Source organism: Rhodothermaceae bacterium (genome assembly GCA_009838195.1).
Taxonomy (GTDB): Bacteria; Bacteroidota; Rhodothermia; order Rhodothermales; family Bin80; genus Bin80.
Genome location: VXSC01000036.1, coordinates 113778 through 131896 on the forward strand (window position 1 = coordinate 113778; position 18119 = coordinate 131896).

At 49.8% G+C, this 18119-nt stretch carries 15 protein-coding genes; 7 read left to right on the top strand and 8 right to left on the bottom strand.

From position 1 onward, the window contains the following. Nucleotides 1–71 precede the first annotated feature (71 nt). The gene (gene rocF, locus F4Y64_08240) at nucleotides 72–965 is read left to right on the top strand and encodes an arginase (GenBank protein ID MXX97583.1); all 894 of its coding nucleotides are present in this window, start codon (nucleotides 72–74) and stop codon (nucleotides 963–965) included. Here the strand turns inward: rocF and F4Y64_08245 are convergent. From F4Y64_08245 to F4Y64_08255, 3 genes are all read right to left on the bottom strand, one after another. Then, the gene (locus F4Y64_08245; protein ID MXX97584.1) at nucleotides 962–1609 is read right to left on the bottom strand and encodes a metal-dependent transcriptional regulator; all 648 of its coding nucleotides are present in this window, start codon (nucleotides 1607–1609) and stop codon (nucleotides 962–964) included. The two genes, rocF and F4Y64_08245, sit on opposite strands and share 4 nt — an antisense overlap. A gap of 252 nt (nucleotides 1610–1861) precedes the next feature. Continuing rightward, a complete protein-coding gene (locus tag F4Y64_08250) occupies nucleotides 1862–2221 on the bottom strand; it encodes a hypothetical protein (GenBank protein MXX97585.1) in 360 nt (119 codons plus the stop codon). Continuing rightward, a complete protein-coding gene (locus tag F4Y64_08255) occupies nucleotides 2218–2661 on the bottom strand; it encodes a hypothetical protein (GenBank protein MXX97586.1) in 444 nt (147 codons plus the stop codon). Before F4Y64_08255 ends, F4Y64_08250 begins: the two co-directional genes overlap by 4 nt. A 524-nt stretch (nucleotides 2662–3185) precedes the next feature. Between F4Y64_08255 and mnmD the strand changes: the two genes are divergently transcribed. Further along, nucleotides 3186–3899 (top strand): tRNA (5-methylaminomethyl-2-thiouridine)(34)-methyltransferase MnmD, encoded by a 714-nt coding sequence (gene mnmD, locus F4Y64_08260; protein MXX97587.1) that lies wholly within the window; start codon nucleotides 3186–3188, stop codon nucleotides 3897–3899. On the opposite strand, the gene F4Y64_08265 is transcribed toward mnmD, so the two are convergent. Continuing rightward, nucleotides 3886–4308 carry a DUF126 domain-containing protein gene (locus tag F4Y64_08265; GenBank protein MXX97588.1) on the bottom strand — a complete coding sequence of 141 codons (423 nt, stop codon included), beginning with the start codon at nucleotides 4306–4308 and terminating at the stop codon, nucleotides 3886–3888. The two genes, mnmD and F4Y64_08265, sit on opposite strands and share 14 nt — an antisense overlap. Further along, nucleotides 4296–5555, bottom strand: a complete 1260-nt coding sequence (locus F4Y64_08270) for a DUF521 domain-containing protein (protein MXX97589.1) — start codon at nucleotides 5553–5555, stop codon at nucleotides 4296–4298. The genes F4Y64_08265 and F4Y64_08270 overlap by 13 nt, the downstream gene beginning before the upstream one ends. 93 nt (nucleotides 5556–5648) lie before the next feature. On the opposite strand from F4Y64_08270, the gene F4Y64_08275 reads away from it, so the two are divergent. From F4Y64_08275 to F4Y64_08295, 5 genes are all read left to right on the top strand, one after another. Beyond that, nucleotides 5649–6941 (top strand): DNA repair exonuclease, encoded by a 1293-nt coding sequence (locus tag F4Y64_08275; protein MXX97590.1) that lies wholly within the window; start codon nucleotides 5649–5651, stop codon nucleotides 6939–6941. Beyond that, complete coding sequence (locus F4Y64_08280; protein ID MXX97591.1) at nucleotides 6934–9693, top strand: hypothetical protein; 2760 nt, start codon at nucleotides 6934–6936, stop codon at nucleotides 9691–9693. Before F4Y64_08275 ends, F4Y64_08280 begins: the two co-directional genes overlap by 8 nt. A gap of 97 nt (nucleotides 9694–9790) precedes the next feature. Next, a complete protein-coding gene (locus tag F4Y64_08285; protein ID MXX97592.1) occupies nucleotides 9791–10234 on the top strand; it encodes a DUF2335 domain-containing protein in 444 nt (147 codons plus the stop codon). Continuing rightward, nucleotides 10221–12923: a twin-arginine translocation pathway signal protein gene (locus F4Y64_08290; protein ID MXX97593.1), complete on the top strand. Its 2703-nt coding sequence runs from the start codon at nucleotides 10221–10223 to the stop codon at nucleotides 12921–12923. The genes F4Y64_08285 and F4Y64_08290 overlap by 14 nt, the downstream gene beginning before the upstream one ends. Further along, the gene (locus tag F4Y64_08295; GenBank protein MXX97594.1) at nucleotides 12920–14323 is read left to right on the top strand and encodes a sulfatase; all 1404 of its coding nucleotides are present in this window, start codon (nucleotides 12920–12922) and stop codon (nucleotides 14321–14323) included. The genes F4Y64_08290 and F4Y64_08295 overlap by 4 nt, the downstream gene beginning before the upstream one ends. On the opposite strand, the gene F4Y64_08300 is transcribed toward F4Y64_08295, so the two are convergent. The 3 genes from F4Y64_08300 to F4Y64_08310 all read right to left on the bottom strand — a co-directional run bounded on the left by F4Y64_08300 (nucleotide 14286) and on the right by F4Y64_08310 (nucleotide 17705). Beyond that, a complete protein-coding gene (locus tag F4Y64_08300; protein MXX97595.1) occupies nucleotides 14286–15782 on the bottom strand; it encodes a hypothetical protein in 1497 nt (498 codons plus the stop codon). The two genes, F4Y64_08295 and F4Y64_08300, sit on opposite strands and share 38 nt — an antisense overlap. A 268-nt stretch (nucleotides 15783–16050) precedes the next feature. Beyond that, on the bottom strand, nucleotides 16051–16455 hold the full coding sequence (locus F4Y64_08305) for a hypothetical protein (GenBank protein MXX97596.1): 405 nt from the start codon (nucleotides 16453–16455) through the stop codon (nucleotides 16051–16053). Nucleotides 16456–16652: 197 nt separating this feature from the next. Then, a complete protein-coding gene (locus F4Y64_08310) occupies nucleotides 16653–17705 on the bottom strand; it encodes a hypothetical protein (GenBank protein MXX97597.1) in 1053 nt (350 codons plus the stop codon). Nucleotides 17706–18119: the final 414 nt, after the last annotated feature.

Genomic DNA, 18119 nt, shown 5'->3' on the forward strand with positions numbered 1-18119 from the left:
TGTAGGCGAATTCGGATCCGTAAAGCTAAAGAATAAGCCCGGTTTTGATCACACCAAACTAATTAAGATCCATGAATCAACAACTTCGAGATATCCGTCTGATTGGAGTCCCAATGGATCTGGGCCAAGATTTACGTGGAGTAGATGTGGGACCCAGTGCACTTCGTTATGCTGGGCTTGCAGATCGTCTACGCCGATTGGGACATCGAGTGACTGATTGCGGAAACATTCCTACCGCACTTCGGGCCTCGCTCGATGCGTATGATGACTATGTTGAACCGATCCGGGATACCTGCAATCTGTTGTATAAAGAGGTTCGCCGTACACTCGCTCGGGGACAATTCCCTCTGGTCATGGGAGGCGATCATTCAATTGCGATTGGAAGTATCGGAGGGGCAACCCATGATGGACCGAAAGGGATTATCTGGATTGATGCGCATGCAGATTATAATACTCCCGCATCTTCACCCAGCGGAAATATTCATGGAATGCCAATGGCAGTTCTTTGCGGATCTGGATCCGAGCGATTGACCAGCGTGGGGCGCTCCGGCCCAAAACTGCGCTCAGAAGATATTGCAATGATTGCGCTGCGCGATCTGGACGTAGCAGAGCGCCGCATTTTGCAGGAATCCCGGATGGGCATCTATACGATGCGGGACATTGATGAGCGTGGCATTGCCGCGGTTGTAAAATCGGCCCTCAACCAGCTTGAACACTGTGAAAGTCTGCATGTCAGCTTTGACGTAGACAGCGTCGATCCATATTTTGCACCAGGAGTCGGAACGCCCGTTGAGGGTGGTCTCCGCCCACGAGAAGCACACCTGCTGATGGAACTGATTGCAGAAGATGGTCGCTTGGCCTCGGCAGAAGTCGTCGAGATCAACCCCATTATCGATGAGCGGAACCGTACTGCCGAACTGGCTGCCAACCTTTTGGCATCCCTCTTGGGGAAAACGATCCTCTAAGCCATCACATATACGCTGCCAGAAATTTTTTCCGTGATCGACACTTCTCCCCGATTCTCGACTCTAACGATCATCCCATTCCTCTGTCGTCTAACGATACGGACCTCACATCCTGGCATTAGGCCAATATCTTCCAACAAACCCAATAAGCTTGTATCTGTATCCGAGAGGTGATGAATCGCCAGCGGCTGAGCGGTGGGAGCATCTGAGAGTGCGACGGTCTTTGCACGGACCATCTTGAGATCCTGTGTCGGAATCGGATGCCCATGCGGGTCATGGGTTGGATACCCCAACAGAGCATCTATGCGCTCTTCAAAATCCTCAGATATATGATGCTCCAGATGTTCTGCCTCATCATGCATCTTTTCCCAGGAGTAACCCAGGATTTCTCTGAGGTAGGTTTCTAGGAGTCGGTGATGGCGAATGATTTCCAACGCAATTTTTTCTCCGGCCTCTGTGAGCGTGACTCCCTTATAGGATTCATGCACTACTAGCTTCATTCTATCCAGGCGCTTAATCATACCTGTCACAGATGCGGCTGACACATTCATTGCACGAGCAATATCCGTGGTCGTGACCACAACATTCTCTTCCTGGATCAAAAAGATCACTTTTAGATAATCCTGGATGGCCGGGCTAAGCATCGTGATAAATCAATAAATCGTAAACTCTTACTGCTATAACAGTTGATAGTCCCTGCCCGAAGATAATACAGATCTGACAACGGTAGAAGCTGTCTGTGCTATTTTGTATCAATCTGAAGCCAAGTCAATCGAAGGGCAAATTTTGCCTTTTGCGGGTGGAGTAGTTACCTGGTTCCGATTTGGATTTTACCCGGCAAGTCGACATGCAGGTCGATGCCGACTCCTGAACCACCTCGTCCTCAATGCAAAGCGTCACTCCACATCATTATCCACAATCGTCAATGTCCCCACTCCGCGATCAATCACGGCATTTTTCGGCTTCGAAAGCGTCACGGACAACTGCTCCTGCCCCTCAGCAATCACATCATCCACAATCTCCACCAAAATCACCCCGTGCGTAGCCTGCGGCTCAAACACCAGCATCCCGCGTGATGACACATAGTCCGAAGGCGCCTCTGCCGTGAGATCCGAAGTCGTATATCGTACCGTCACCTCCTCATCCGAAGGACGGCTCAACTCCACACGCAACTCGCCCACCTTCATATCCTCCCGGAGTGTAAGATCATAGATCGACAGAGACGGCGGCGCAAGGTCGTTATCGGTGATTGTCACTCCCCCAAACGGGTCACCTCCACATAACCGCCGCCCGTGACCATGAGCGTCTTGTCCGGCTCATCTCTGTCAGTGTTCACCACGGTGATCCACACATTACCGGTACTCGCCGTTGATCCCGCGACGATCATGAGCTCGGTGGTCGGGCTCAGCCTATAGTCCGAATTCGTGGCCGGGGACTGGGGAGTTGCCGGAACCGTTGTTTCCGCACTCAGACGCGAAATTTTCCGGTTACGTCCGTTAATTTCATTGATTCTCGCTAAACTCTCAGTGGGTTCGCTCCCACAATCTGACTCAAGTAGATATAGTTTTTCAAGAATTATTGCTTCGATTTGGCCGGCTCGACCACAAATTTCCGTGATTTGAGCCTGAGAATTCAATGAGAAAAAGAGCAGTGGGATACTCAGAGAAATGCTTGCACGAATTAAAAGATGACTCATCGGGAACATCTCACAAAATCAGGGGAGGCAGATCACTCATAGCTCCCCATGAGCTTTACAGCACAGTTTCCGGCCGATACGATTTCTTTGTGCTTCGGGCGCACCGGCCCACAACACTCGCTTTACAAATTGTATTGTCCAGCAGGGGATCATCATGCCGTCATGGACAGGAATTATTGTTCGCCAAGATAGTGACGCTGCAAGTGTTTTTTCTGCCAATTACATTCTTTATCTGTTATATAATGGAGAATATTGGTTATATTACTGTTAATCCATGCTAGATTGCATCTCTAGGCCAGAGCATTGAAAAATCACCACCGTTTTATCTGCCGGTGCACAGTTCGAGATCCGTAGGTTTTTTCAAACTAAATTGAGATGTGGGCGCCACACATTGCGGCTTCGTGTGACTGAGATTATGGCAGGTCCTAATCGTATTGGATTGCAGTCCTTATTCTCACGCTCTTCAAGTCTTTGAAGTAATTTGTCAGGATGTACCGCTAATTCCTTGGAGTAGATCTGTTTGTATGGCCCAGCTTCTCGAAATCCGTGCAACCCAAGACAGTAGCCGGACTTTATACAGCAACCAGTATCAGCAATCATTCCATTCAATGCACGGTGCTTTGGCGGAGGCTAAACACGTGTTTCTTGAAGGTGCCCGATTGACAGAACTATTCAAATCCAGGAAGGAGCTCGCCATTTTGGAGGTCGGCTTCGGCGCAGGGCTGAACTGGCTCCTAACTGCGTCGCTTGCCTTGCGCCATCACGTCTCCGTCACATACACTGGATTAGATTTGCAAATACCCGGTGCTGACCTATTGTCCCAGTTGAGCTACGCAGATCTGATCCGAGACCCCTCGCTTGCAGAGCATCTCATTCAATGGCGACGAACGTTTGATGGAGAAATCCCTTGCGGCACCTATCAACTACCTTACGAATCCGACAGCGTCCTCCAATTGCATATCGGCGAAGCTACCGCTGCCAACTTTTCTCCCAATACTTACGACTGCATCTATCTGGATGCCTTTGATCCACGGGTAAACCCCGAGCTTTGGACATTGGATTTTATTCAGAAATTATATGATGCTCTACGTGATGGCAGCTGCCTTGTAACCTATTCTGCTGCCGGTCATGTCCGGCGTGCACTTGTCGCAAGTGGATTCTCGGTGATTCGCCGACCTGGACCACCCGGAAAACGAGAGGTACTTGCGGCATGGAAACCCAAACCTACTGCTCCGTGACCGTGAGCTTTCCACTTTGATCCAACGCTGCATACTGACCACTATTGAGCAACTTGAACGCTTCGGCCTCCAAGGCTAGTACCGGTATCGGTTTCTGGTAAAGCTCATCTGCAACTACTGAGGCAAGTACCAGAAATGTGTCCGCCTGACTTGTGATCAAAGCTGCGGGCGCAGTACCTCTTCGTATCGCTTCCAGCAGGACTGCAGTGGTCGTGCTCGAGCCTCTTGAAGCAGGAATTGCCAACATACAGCCCGTTGCAATTTTCCCCGATAATGGGTGCCGACGATCAATCACCTCTCCTGTAAACTGGTTGTAGCCGCCCCAGAAACTAAGCGGCGTATCGCTCACTAGAAGTGGACCGGAACCGTTCCCCTCTACGAGCGCTGTCCCGTGTACTACATGTCCCATCGCGTTGAATCGATTTCAATTCTACCCAATATGGCTGATTGGACACAGTCTTCGAGCGATCCGTATACCACACGGGTTCCCAACAACCCAGGCGCGTAATAGGCATATTTCGCGGAATTCGTCATCAACACATTGATGGAATCGGGAAGCATCGGACTGGTTAGGATGCATGTATCAACCGTCACAGTTCCTCCAAAACGCCTGATCACCTCCAGATACCCCGCCCTATCTGCAAGTGTACGTACCACGCGGCTTGCAGTAATCAAAAACTGGACCCGCTCATGCTTGCATTTCCCCATTACAAGTTTTGATAATAAAGCAAACTCATTCAAAGAAAAATGAGGACTCCCCAGAGCAATCATATCCAGTTGGTCGTTATCTGTCGTGGTTAACTCGTTGCGCACGGTACGCAAAATGTCCATCGTGATCGCCGTGCTGCGAAGGGGAGGCTTTCCACAAAATACTGTGTTCCTATCAGGAGCCTCGGGAGTAACTCCAATGATGTGATAAAGCGCGACTGTCCCCGCAGATGCCATTGCCGCTCCCAGCGCTTTCAGGTTATCTTCGCCTGGAGCTACATCCAGTCCTTCGATCACCGGAACAAATGTTCCGGCATCCATGCCAATTAGATGCCCCAATACTCCATAAAAACTATCATCTTCCAGAAGAGCGGGCGGAATGCCTCTGAGGTGGTAGAGCAGTTGCCCTCGCCGGTTCTCCTCCAGATGTAGGCCTGCTGCCGGAGCGCGACCTGTAATCGCCGCACATATATCCAGAAGATCGGGATAACGTGCTGTCCTTGCCCCCAAAACTGAATTAACGAATACGACAGCACTGGATTCTCCCCATGCCACTTGCTGTCCGAGAACTGGACGTTCGCTTTCCTGATATGGGGCGCAGGTCCAGGTAGGCTTGCATCCCATGGACTGATAGGCAACCATCTGCTTTCGGGCTTTTTCCGCCCAATCCGCGGGCACAGCCCAGCGTCTCCATCCATGTTCATCCACCCCGCTCACATTCAAGGTTGTCGGAACGACGACCTTCGCTCCCCAACCTGATAGCCGCTCCGCATATTCAAGCGTTGCATCCCCCTGAAACAGCGAGCTGTCGATGTGCGCAGCAGTGATATCCAAAAATTTTTGGGCCCCGAAGACCGGTAACATGCGCACGAGGATCCGCATGGCCATCTGCCGGGCCTTCCCGTGTTCACCGTGCAAATCCGCCTGATCCCTTAACGTCAGATTCATCGACAATGACCTAATGTCCAAATAGTCTCTTTCCTAAAAGATGAAACTCTCCGAGCTCCAGCTTCTTGACTATGGTACGAACCAGATCACTATATTGCGCCCTTGAAGTACCCCCTAAATGCTTTGATCAAACTTCTTTGTCTTGGTGATGCCCACTTGGGGCGTTATCCATCCAGGGTTCCTACTGACAAATCATCATTATCGGTCCGTGCCGTCTGGAGACGAGCCGTTACAGAAGCCATTGACAATGATGTTGACGCCGTGATTCTGACGGGAGATATGGCCGACAACAACAATTCGTACTTTGAAGCCTATGGAGCACTTCGAAGCGAAATTTCCAGGCTGAGCCAATATAATATTCCTGTAGTCGCAGTCGCAGGAAATCACGACCACGAAGTCCTTCCCCGACTCGCTGAATCAATGCCTGATGACAATCTTACATTGCTCGGGCAAGGCGGAACCTGGGAGGAAAAAATAGTGAAAGCCCGGTCTGGTCGATCCCTTCGTTGCGTTGGCTGGTCCTTCCCCAGTGCCCATTATGATCGGTCGCCTCTGGATATTTTCAACCTGCCGCAGAGTGAATATTTTACGGTCGGGATTGTCCACGGAGCTCTGGAGAGTCAGAGCAAGTTCGCCCCGTTAGCCAAACGAGACCTAGATGCTCACCCCGTCGACCTATGGCTACTTGGACACGTCCACGCTCCCAAACTTCATGAAGATCGCAGGGCTCCGGTCCTGTATCCAGGATCCCCTCAACCTTTGGATCCCGGTGAGCCTGGTACTCATGGCCCATGGATGATTACAATTGATGATGATAATCATATTCAGGCTGAGCAACTCCCGCTGGCATCCGTACGCTATGAAGAGATTGTGATTGATGTATCAGGTCGGGAGAAGATCGGGGACATAGACACCTCCATAGTGGAGCAGCTTGAGGAATCTACCGCAGAGCTGACCAAAAATTATCCTCTGCTCCAATATCTCTCCTGCCGACTGATACTTGACGGACAAACGCGGTTACACCGCGCACTGTCCACCGAAGGCTTTGCCAATACCGACAGCTATGATCGACAAGTCAATCAATGCAGAATTGTCATTGATAAAGTTTCCATTAACACCGTACCAAACCGCGATCTGCAGGAAATCGCACAACTCAAAAATGATCCACCGGGTATACTCGCACGGTGGCTCTTGAAGCTCGAAAATACTGACGATCATGACTTAATTAGCGATGCGCGTGACTCCGCAAAGACGGTATATAGCAGCACCGGATTCAAAACCCTTGGTGAAAAAGAACCCGACCCAGAGACGCTTACCAGACTGGTGAACCAGCATGCGTTACTTCTTCTTGATGAACTCCTGGCCCAGAAAGAAGACAATGACTGAATCATTATTCTTCAAGGAGGTGCGGGTCGACCGGATGTACGGTTCGAATTTTGATCTTTTCCTCTCGGATCTTTCTGCACATCTCAACATCGTATTTGGACCAAATGGGGCAGGAAAAACTACGATCGCCAATGCTTTAAACGGACTGCTTCTACCTAGCGCTGGCCGTGCAGTCCACCTACATGCAACTGCGGATCTCTGTTTTGGCAACCGAACACTCCATTTGGACGTGCAAGATCGGCGGGCTGAATGCCGGATCGGAGGAAAAACGGTCGACCGAAGTGAGCTATCCCAGTTTCTCCGTCCAAAAAGTTATCATCTGTCCCTCCAAGAACTCCTCCCGGAAGTAACCGGTGACGGGGATCTAGCCCAAGAAATTATCAGACAGGCCAATGGCGGGTTTGATATTGCTAAAGCTGGTAAAGAGCTTGCATTCAGTCTCCAGAAACGATACAATAGGACAACTGAGGCCAAAGAGTTTGAGAGTGCCAACGACAAACTTCGGCGAGTACAACGAGAGCAGCACCACCTTCAGGATCAGAAAAATCAACGTGCAAACATTCAATCCGACCTTGATGTATCCAGACAGGCTGCAGAACGTGTGACAGCCATTGAAAAGATTCGAAAATGGCAGATTGCTGATGCAAAATACCAGGAAGCAGGAGCTATCGTAGAGGCCTATCCCGCTGCGATTCGCTCCAGCCATGATCTGACCGACATTGTATCGAAAACCCAGGAATTAGCCAGTGCTCTTGCCCAATTGAAAAGAGATGTCGGAGTACAGCGTGAAGCAATTGAATCTACGCAGGAAAAACTTGATCAAAATCGACTTTCGCCGAATGGGCTCGAACCCGGTGAATTGCAACTGCTGGACTCACACACTCGAGACTGCTCTGAACAATCCCGGGAGCTAGAAAAGCTGAACGAAACCCGTCAGGCCACAAAAGAACAGGCACGGGAAGCCTGGGAGAACCTTGGCGGCCGCGCAAAACACGGTTGGGACCCTGCTTTCACACAGGAAGACCTACGGCACCTGCAAAAATATGCGAAAGACTTTGGTTCGCACATTCATGAAAAACAGTCACTGAAATCATTAAAAACCCTACTTGAAACCGCGGATCGTAAAGAGGCTGGCATGAACAGTGATGAGCTTCGAGATGCACAGCGGATTCTCGTACAATGGATCCTGGCTTTGAAGAAAGATTTTCCACAACGACAAAATGTCCGCACGCTACTTCTCATCATAATTATCCTGTCCACGGTTCTGTCTCTGGGAGCCGGATTCTTCTTGCATCCCACTGGTTTTTCTGGACTGCTGGTTAGTGCACTCACCTTCTGGATCTACACCCTGCTCCACTCAAACAAACAACCGCGGATTGCATCTATACAAATTGACAAGCTGAAGCGTTTGCTTCCTGAGTTATCCCAAAAGTCCGACCTGGATTCGTTACGGTCGGGTCTTAACCAGTTAGTCGAAATACGGTCCAAAGTACAATTGGACGAACTGAAGTCAAATGAGGGATTGCGAACAGAGCGTTCTCTGGAAAACTTGGCTGAGCGGGAATCTGAACTTGAAACCCGCAAGCAAGAACTGGTTAGTTCACTCCATCTTGATGATCCCCCAAGCGACATTACTTCCCTGATCGAGTTCGTTGATCGTATCCTCAACTGGCGGAAGCTGGACCGCAAAGCAAAGGAATTAACCACTGAATACAACATTACCTCCGAACGCTATGGAACTCTATTGAAAACGACAGGAGATCTATTTGCGAAACACGGGTACGATCGACCAACTGATCCACGCGATGCTGAACGACTTCTTGATGAACTCAGGCATGACAATGACGCCGCCAAACGTGACAGCGACCGCCTCGCTCAGGAGAAACGAGCATGGGAGACGACCCAGAGCCAACTCAAAGATCAAGAATCCCGGTATACGAAGGTGTTCACCGATCTGGAACTAGATATAGGGGATCTTGCTGGCCTCGCGAACCGTGCTGGGCAATTTGCAGAATGGACCAAAGCGAACGCCCACGCGAACGAATTACGGATACGTTCGGAGAGCTTACACCGAGATCTTCCAGATGGACACCAATCACTCCTGGAAGCTGAAAATCTTGAGGACGAGCTATTGTTGGCACAGCAGGAATCTGAAAAAGAGAAGAATTTACAGAAACGTCTTACCCGGCTCGATGCTGAAATTGAACGTACGGAAGCGGGTAACTCCCTTGAAAATGCACTCGCTGAAAAAGAAAACAAGCGGATAGCGCTTGAGCGCGTTCGGGAAGAGAAAGCGGCTAAGGCGGTTGGGCAGGCGATCCTTGATACTCTCCGTGAGAATGCAATTAAAAATGCCCCTCTGGTATTTCAACGTGCACAGGAGAATTTTCAACAAGTTACCGATCACCGCTACACGCTCAAGATCCCACAGAACGATAGTTTCAGAGCACGAGACAATCAGCGAAAGCGTGATTTTGATTTAACGGAGTTATCCAGTGCAACGAGAGTCCAGCTACTCCTTTCTGTGCGCCTTGCATTTGTTGAGACACAGGAGACCAACTACCGTTTACCGATCACCCTCGACGAAACGCTCGCCAACAGTGATGATGAGCGTGCACGAGCGATCATCAAAACAATGGTAACCCTGGCTGAAGATCGACAGATTTTCTACTTTACCGCACAACAGGATGAAGTGGACAAGTGGGGAGATTTCGTTCCCGAACATTTGCTGAAGGTATATTCCATTGGGTGAGGCCAAACCTGTGTCCGCAGTCATAGTGGATGATGGATCTGTTTAGGTCTAAGCGATCTCGAACCGATATAATCAACATTGGGTATTATGAACCCGAATGCACAATCAATCCATCAGAGTAATGGCATCTAGAGATAAGGAGTTGGACCTCACCCACAAGCTGGAGCCGGAGACACCTTTGGAAGTTGTGAGGCATGTTACCAATGTGCAAGACACCATGTCATTCAGCGAGCCGTTGCCCTCCGCGTCCGAGTTGGCTGAGTACGAGAAAGTACAACCCGGTGCGGCTGATCGAATTATTAGCATCATAGAAAAAGGGCAGTCACTGGAGAGTGACGCTCTTCAGGAAAAGGCAGCTCTCGCCAAGCATAGGCTGACGGCTTCTACGATCATGTCTTTATCTCTAATTGCAACTGCTGTAGCCGCTCTTATCTTTGGTCCTGGCTGGTTATCAATCCCGCTTGGATTTGGGGGAATCCTAGCTTTTGCACTGCGAGAATTGTTGAACAGAGACATAGGTCGAAGGAATGGTAACGTGTAGTTTTATAGATATTGGTACTACTGAGATGCTTCGATCCACCATAACCGTTCTTATGGCCGGATTTCTTGTGTCCGGCTGCACTTCACCATCGATGAACGTGACGGGCTCTCTTCCAAACGACATCGAACGCGTCTGGATTGGCTCCGATTTTTACGCCAACCGCCTGATGGATTGGCGCTATTCTAACGACCGGATTGAATGTATAGAGGGAAGGAGCGCCAAACCGATGCGAACGCTGCACCTTCTCACCCATTATTTGGGGGAAAAGGCGGGGGAGTTCAATATGTCGGTGCGAACCGGTGCTTTAGATCCCGCGGACAGCATCCATGCGAATACATGGTCTGGTTTTCTAATCGGTGCCGGAGGCCCGGATATAGACTGGCGAATCTCTAGCCTAGTTCACCACTGGCCCGGCGAGGATGGAGGGCTTATTGTGGGCATCGACGGTCAGGGGGAGATCATTATTCGCTCAAATACCAGTGCCGATGCCCCCAAAGGCCCGCGAGCGGATATTTCTATTGAAGCGTGGCCACTCATTGAGGCTGAATGGTCTACCGGTACCGTTTCCACCGGGAGTTCCGTTGAACTGGACATCCAGGCCCAACCATCTGGAGACACGTTCGATCTCTTGGTCACCGCCTCGGACCCAGAGACCAATGAACAGTTATCTGAAGCCCGATATACCGGATTGCCGAACCATTATTTTGTTGGAAACGTCGCACTCGTAAGCCACAACAGTCCCCTCATGGAAGGCCAGGGCTACTGGTTCGATGACTGGATGATTGGGGGCCCCAAGTTCGTATATGATGAGGATCGGGCATTCGGCCCGGTCTTGGCTTCCCTGTATACGGTGAGCGAAAAAACGCTGAAGATGACCGCGCAAATGCCGCCTCTTGCAGAAACGGATACCCGTACAGTTGGGCTGGATCTTATGATCGATGGGACATGGACTCCCTCTGCAACGGCGACCATCGTTCCAGACAGCTACACCTCTACACTCCGGGTAGACGACTTCCATGCAGACACAGATATCCCCTACCGGCTGACCTATGATTTGCGAACCGCAAGCGGAACAGAAACGACATACTATACCGGTACGATACGTGCACCAAAAATTGAGGATCAGGAGTTCGTTCTGGCTTCAATGAACTGTCAGCATATTTCCAAAGGTCGCGACCTAGTGTGGAATCACAGTACGATCTGGTATCCACACAACGAACTTACCGCTTCTGTTACGGCTCATGATCCTGACTTACTTTTCTTTGCCGGAGATCAGATTTATGAAGGCGGTCTAGCGGGGATCATCCGGACCCCTTTGGATAAGGCAATCCTGGACTATCACTACCACTGGTACCGGTTTATCTGGTCATTCAGAGACTTAATGCGGGATCGTCCAACCGTTACCATCCCAGATGATCACGATGTATACCATGGGAATATATGGGGACATGGGGGTAAGAAAGCAGACGGACCCTGGCAACCCCAGTCTGATAACGGTGGCTATATCATGGATGCAGACTTCGTGAATATGGTCCACAATACACAGGTGTCTCACCTGCCTGACCCCTTTGATCCAACACCAATTGAGCAGAATATCAGCGTGTATTACACGGATCTGACCTATGGCGATCTCAGCTTTGCAATTGTTGCAGATCGGATGTGGAAATCGGCTCCCCGGCTTGTTCTTCCAGAAGCCCAGGTACGCAATGGCTGGCCGGAGAACCGTGACTATGATGCAACGACAGTTACCGAAGCACATCTTCTGGGACCTCGACAACTTAAATTCCTAAACCAGTGGTCACATGAATATCCTGATAATGTCTGGATGAAAGTCATGCTCTCCCAGACACTCTTCAGTAATCTTGCCACGCTTCCCAGCGGATCCTTTGATGACCGTGTCGTTCCGAGAATGCGATATGCCGAACCTGGTGAATACATTCATGATGACCACTTGGGGACAGATATGGATTCAAATGGATGGCCACAAAGTGGGCGCAATCGTGCCCTCACGGCAATCCGCAAGGGATTTGCCTTTCACGTGGCAGGGGATCAACACCTCGGCAGCTTTGTGCAGTACGGGATTGATGAATTTGGGGATGGTCCGAATGCCTTTGTCTCTCCCGCGATTGCGAATATATGGCCCCGGCGCTGGTTCCCGCCGAATCCTGGAGCCAATCGCGAACCGGATGCTCCTCCCTATACGGGTGAACACTTGGACGGCTTCGGGAATCGCATGACCGTGCACGCAGTTGCTAATCCGGTCCGAAGCGGACGTACCCCAGAGGCACTCTACGACCGAGTCCCTGGCTACGGTATTATCCGATTTAACCGTGACTCTCGCACAATCACCGCCGAAGCATGGCCTCGCTGGATTCACCCGTCCGATGAGGATGCTTATCAGTATCCCGGCTGGCCAGTTACGGTCACACAGGAAAGCAATTATGGCCGAGAAGCGGCCGGGCATTTACCTCCTATTGATGTAGAGGGGCTCGCGGAACCCGTACTGACACTAGTTGATGAAAGCAGTATGGATACTGTCTATACAATCCGCCTTGCAAGCCTGCCGTTTCGAGCGAAGATTTTTGATGTAAGTAGCTCCTATACGGTTATTCTTGGTGACCAGGCCACACACCAAACATCCCTGACTGGAGTCCGGGCAAATACAATTGAACTACTCGTTACGTTTTGAAGCGATTCTGTCTTTTGCTGCTTTTTGTAACCGCATGCGATGTGCCCCCGCCCAACGTGGTGGTCATCCTGATTGATGATTTGGGGTGGAGGGATACCGGCGTATACGGAAGCACTTTTTACCAGACCCCCAACATAGATCGTTTGGCGGCAGAAGGCACCCGTTTTACACAATTTTATGCCTCCAGTCCTGTTTGCTCCCCGACGCGTGCCAGTATTATGACCGGTAAGCATCCGGCGAGACTGCAAATCACTAACTGGATTGGCGGGATGGCAAATGACCGGCTCCTCCAAGCTGAGTATCGGCATGCACTTCCATTAGAAGAGACGACCATGGGAGACATCTTCCAGGAGGCTGGCTACAACACCACCTACATTGGCAAATGGCACCTGGGTACCGAAAACTTCGGGCCTGAAAACCAAGGTTTTGAAACAGTACTCGCATCCAATGATGCGGGACGGCCCGGATCCTACTTTGCACCCTACACCGATGTAAATTTCGCGGCTTCAAATGTACCTGACCTCGAGACGGACCCCGACAGCACGTACCTGACAGATCGGCTCACGGACCTAGCCATAGATGTGATTACATCCCACAGAGAAAATCCATTCCTCCTGATACTCTCTCACTACGGGGTACACACACCTATACAGGCCAAACCCCAGGATGTCCAACGCTTCCAATCTTCGGACATGCATACGGAATTTAAACCAGAACTTTTCGGTGGTGCAACACGCACAACGCAGGACCATGCGACCTATGCAGCCATGATTGCCTCGGTGGACGAAAGCGTCGGGCGAATCCTGCAGGCATTGGAAGACACCGGGCTTCAAAAAAACACAATTGTCGTATTCACCTCCGACAACGGAGGCCTCTCTACATTGAGCAGAGACCGCAGGTGGGCCCCAACCTCCAACCTACCACTTCGTGCCGGCAAGGGCTGGCTGTATGAGGGTGGACTCCGTATTCCCCTGATCGTCCGAGGACTCAAGGACATACCTCCAACCAAGGACCAACCAGGCACAACAGATGACCTTCTCCCAACCATCACTGCATTGGCCGGAATAGACAATCCAGCAGTTGTAGACGGCATAGACCTGTTCACTACACCAGTTCCCGATAGATTTCTGTATTGGCATTTTCCCCACTATCACGGCTCCGCCAACCGTCCTTCAGGGGCGGTACGTTCCGGGAGATATAAGGTTATTGAATGGTTCGAGAACGATGCCGCAGAACTTTATGATCTCGAATCAGATCCGGGAGAAACCGTGGATATCAGCAAATTTGAACCTGGCTTAACCCGGGAACTGTTACACCGCCTGGAAACATGGCGGAGCACGGTGAATGCCCAGATGCCTCGCCCTAATCCAGACTACTCTGACCAACCAGGCGATAGCTGACGAAAGCAAAATGTCGGCTGTCTGGGCTCCATGATGGAACGTTTATCGTTCCCTGACCTCCAAACAAATGGGCGATGATTTTGGGATCCTCGCTGCTATCGGTAGGCATGATTCGGAGCTTTACACTCTTATTCGGGGGATGACCTTCTACAGATTTATCGTAGGATATAAACACGATCCATTTACCATCTGGCGATGGATGTGCAAACCAGTCTCCATATTCATCCTCTGGTGTCACTTGCACCTGATTGCTACCATCTGGATCCATACGCCAGATCTTCATCTGGCCTGTGCGCACGGAGTTGAAATAAATTGTCTGACCATCCGGTGAATATTCCGGCCCGTCATCAAGGCCTTCAGCATCTGTCAAACGCAATTCTTCACCTCCATCCCGCCCAATCACATATACATCAAAATTGTCACCTCTTCGTGCACAGTAAACGAGCTTCTGCCCATCTGGTGACCAGCCGTGCCAGTAGGATGGCCCCAATTCAGTGACCAGCCGGGGCAGCCCACCTGTAGAAGGCATGATATAGATCAGAGAGCCCTGATCCGACGTATTGTGGCTGAGTGCAATTTCTGTCCCGTCAGGGGAGTACCCATGATCATTGTTACACCGATTCGCAAACTGAGTCTCAAGCATTTGAGGCTCTCCGCCGGTTGAGGGCATATGATAGAGGCGCCCTCCACTATTGTAGAGTAGTGTCAGCGAATCCGGCGACCAGTTGGGAGCCTCAAAATGCTCCTCCGCATGGCGAACAATCTGGCGCTCACCAGTCTGACTGTCTATAATTTCGAGTGTGCTTTCTACAATTCGCTCACCAACCACTTCATTCTCTTCCAGACGAACATTCTCGAAACGGGCAGTTGTCAGGGCAGTGGAGTCATGAGCACAAACCACTATCCCTGCATACGCTGTTTGCGGTAATTCAACCGTGATATTCGTCACAACAACGGTTCTTTCTGACGGTCTATCCAGATAGAGTGTGAACAAGTTTTCTGTACGCTCAAGACGAAGTGTAGCCGGAGCAGGAACTGGTGTCGTGACTTCATAGGTCTCTCCTCCTTGCTCCGAACGCCACTGCAAGGCAATGAGTCCCTCAGCATGGATCAGGGCATCTACATAAGCGGCGTCCGCATCTAGACTCTCACGCACCATCCATCCTGCCTTGCGATACTGGTGGCCTGTCGTGTCTGTGAATTCTACATCCGCTTTCAGGACAAGGTCTCCCGTCACCTCTTTCCAGGCAAAAAAGAACTCGTCACGGGTCCCGTATATATCGGCACCACCACCGCTGACCGTATACGCCTCCGTATTGCGGTCAAAGTTCAGACTTCCCGTTAGAGAAGGATTTCCAACGTCAGTGAGTCCGTCAAAAATCCCTGTTGAAACGGGCGCTGTACAAGACATCAAAAGAAAGAATGTAACTGGAGCAAAGGCCCCCAACCTGCTGGACATCAGACCAATCGAAAATGTTAAGATCCCAAAATACAAATTATAGACCGGGTTTTGAGCAGATGCGAACGCGAACCTATCCTAAGTCTGACGAAGCCGTTCATGGACTCTCCGCAGAAAACAAATTCGCCAATTCTACATACCAAAGCGTAGTCTTGAAAAAGGGTACTAAGAGGTAGTGGATAGGCGCGAAGCGACAGACCCAGGTGTTCCGCAGGAAATAACCGCTCGGAATTAAGATTAAATATGCGTGCTGTTCCGAGAGAGTTTCCTATCCAGATGTCAATTTGCGAACTATATCTAGAAAGGCTGCCTCTCGATTTCGGTCGTCAGATAAGGTGCTAATAAATGACGCCTTTATTTCTTTGGTGTGATCCAGATACACTAAAACGGGGGTAGGAACATTTCTAAGCTTCGATTCTGGCTCTATAGAATTTTCCAGATGCACTAAATTATCCATCGGAAATTGTCTTTCGCCGGATCGATTCATGGCATAAATAGATGATTCAAATTCTACGGCAATTCGTCCAACTAGATTAACCATCTCGTTGAGACATGTCCCGCAGTCTTGATCCGTATATATGACGAGAAAGGCCGCATCGTCGTTGACATATACATGCGTCCCCACCAGTGTTCTAGCAATCAACTCCATTCGCCTGTCACCAGCTTCACTCATTTTGTTCTGCACAGCTTCCCGTTCGGTACTGTCCTCCCGAACTAATATGAAGACAATAATCGATATACAGAGACAGAGAAAGAATGACAATAAAGCGATATGTAGCTTGTCACGCGATCTGCTCATAACTCCATTTTAATGCAATCAATACAAACGCAGCGAGGTCCATCTCTTCTGCCGCTAAACTACTGAGGAAATTAGTCTGGTAACGTATATCGATAAAAGATCCCATCCGTATGGTGGAATAGTATCAATTCTTTCTCAGATACAAACTCAAGCGCGGTAACCCAGCGTAGCGGTTCTCCAAGATGATCCAGTAAGCTGTAAGTGCGCAATAGACTCAACGATTCTAAATCCAGTTCCAAAAGCCTATTCACACGTACACTATCGTCAGGATAAGCCACAATCGGCATTATGTACACTCTTTCACTGGTCGTAGTGGTACAGCAGACGACGGTTACTGTGGGCACTGGGCCACTAGCAAGGTTTGATGAATATTGATCCTTTGAATCCTCTATCCGTTCAGAGAAGTATGAATTATCTGATAAATCTAAAGATTGAAGCAATTCGCCATCAAGTGAAAATTTCTCAACCACTGGAACAGAATGGCCTATCGTTAATAGATACTCACTGCCAACTAAAGCGATGAGCCGAGCGTTTAGTTGGCGATTCAACATTTCGGAGTACGAAGTCTCAAGGAGTTCTCCAAAGGTCTTAGAGAGCGTGCCTGAAGAATCTAGTTTTGTCAGTGCATGTGGATCTTGAGGAAACACCGGAGCAACGTACACATGTCCCTGCTCGTCCACTGACAGTCCCTGAAACCAAATCTTATGTTTTGGCTCCAGCCGGAAAGAATATAGATATTCTCCTTCGAGCGAAAAAACCTGAACTCGATTGGGTCCGCCATCGTATCCATAAATTTTATCTTCGGTCACGTAAAAACTATACGGCCAACTTGAAAACTCACCTGGACCCTGTCCACCGTCACCTACTGTACGAACTATTTCCAGATCGTTATCAAGTGCAAAAACATAAGGATAACCCTCCCCGCTCAGGTAGAGAAGATCCCCAACCTTTTGCATGGTCCAAACATGCTCCATGAAATGGTCCTGCCCCACAGCCTCCACAAAGTCGGTTGCTCGCAGCGGGACTTCCTGTACGCCTTCATACTCAGCAGAACATCCCGAGGAGAAGACCAAGACAGTCGCAAAGCCAACTGTTGCCACCAAGATTCGAACTGACGAATACATTTGTGTTCAAAAAAATATGATTGGTTCCAATTCATAGAGCGATTCCATACTATGCAAGAAGGCATACGCGGCAAAAAACCATCAATCCGTCACATAAGACACCACCTAATTCTACATTGCCATAACACAATTCATCGCCCGAACACGAGATCGAGTCTCCACACTCGCAACTTACCGAGACCATGCACGGAACTTCCTCAGCATTAGCAACATCAGTGGAATGAAGCAAAGCCAAAGATGTGATACTAGCAACAACACATAGAAACAACAGAGCCCTTTTTATCAAGTACATATTCATTAGAAGTGGTTATGGTTGATTGATCAGTCCAGTGAGATCTATCAATTGAGTATATCGCCATCACAATTGAAAACAACACCATCGCACCTGTATAGCCCGTCTGCCGCTGCACAATC

Excerpts from the sequence above, each read along its gene's own strand:
- rocF (MXX97583.1), top strand. The coding sequence starts at position 72 with ATGAATCAACAACTTCGAGATATCCGTCTGATTGGAGTCCCAATGGAT.
- F4Y64_08245 (MXX97584.1), bottom strand. The coding sequence starts at position 1,609 with ATGCTTAGCCCGGCCATCCAGGATTATCTAAAAGTGATCTTTTTGATC.
- F4Y64_08255 (MXX97586.1), bottom strand. The coding sequence starts at position 2,661 with ATGAGTCATCTTTTAATTCGTGCAAGCATTTCTCTGAGTATCCCACTG.
- mnmD (MXX97587.1), top strand. The coding sequence starts at position 3,186 with ATGGCCCAGCTTCTCGAAATCCGTGCAACCCAAGACAGTAGCCGGACT.
- F4Y64_08265 (MXX97588.1), bottom strand. The coding sequence starts at position 4,308 with ATGGGACATGTAGTACACGGGACAGCGCTCGTAGAGGGGAACGGTTCC.
- F4Y64_08270 (MXX97589.1), bottom strand. The coding sequence starts at position 5,555 with ATGAATCTGACGTTAAGGGATCAGGCGGATTTGCACGGTGAACACGGG.
- F4Y64_08280 (MXX97591.1), top strand. The coding sequence starts at position 6,934 with ATGACTGAATCATTATTCTTCAAGGAGGTGCGGGTCGACCGGATGTAC.
- F4Y64_08285 (MXX97592.1), top strand. The coding sequence starts at position 9,791 with ATGCACAATCAATCCATCAGAGTAATGGCATCTAGAGATAAGGAGTTG.
- F4Y64_08290 (MXX97593.1), top strand. The coding sequence starts at position 10,221 with ATGGTAACGTGTAGTTTTATAGATATTGGTACTACTGAGATGCTTCGA.
- F4Y64_08300 (MXX97595.1), bottom strand. The coding sequence starts at position 15,782 with ATGTCCAGCAGGTTGGGGGCCTTTGCTCCAGTTACATTCTTTCTTTTG.
- F4Y64_08305 (MXX97596.1), bottom strand. The coding sequence starts at position 16,455 with ATGAGTGAAGCTGGTGACAGGCGAATGGAGTTGATTGCTAGAACACTG.
- F4Y64_08310 (MXX97597.1), bottom strand. The coding sequence starts at position 17,705 with ATGTATTCGTCAGTTCGAATCTTGGTGGCAACAGTTGGCTTTGCGACT.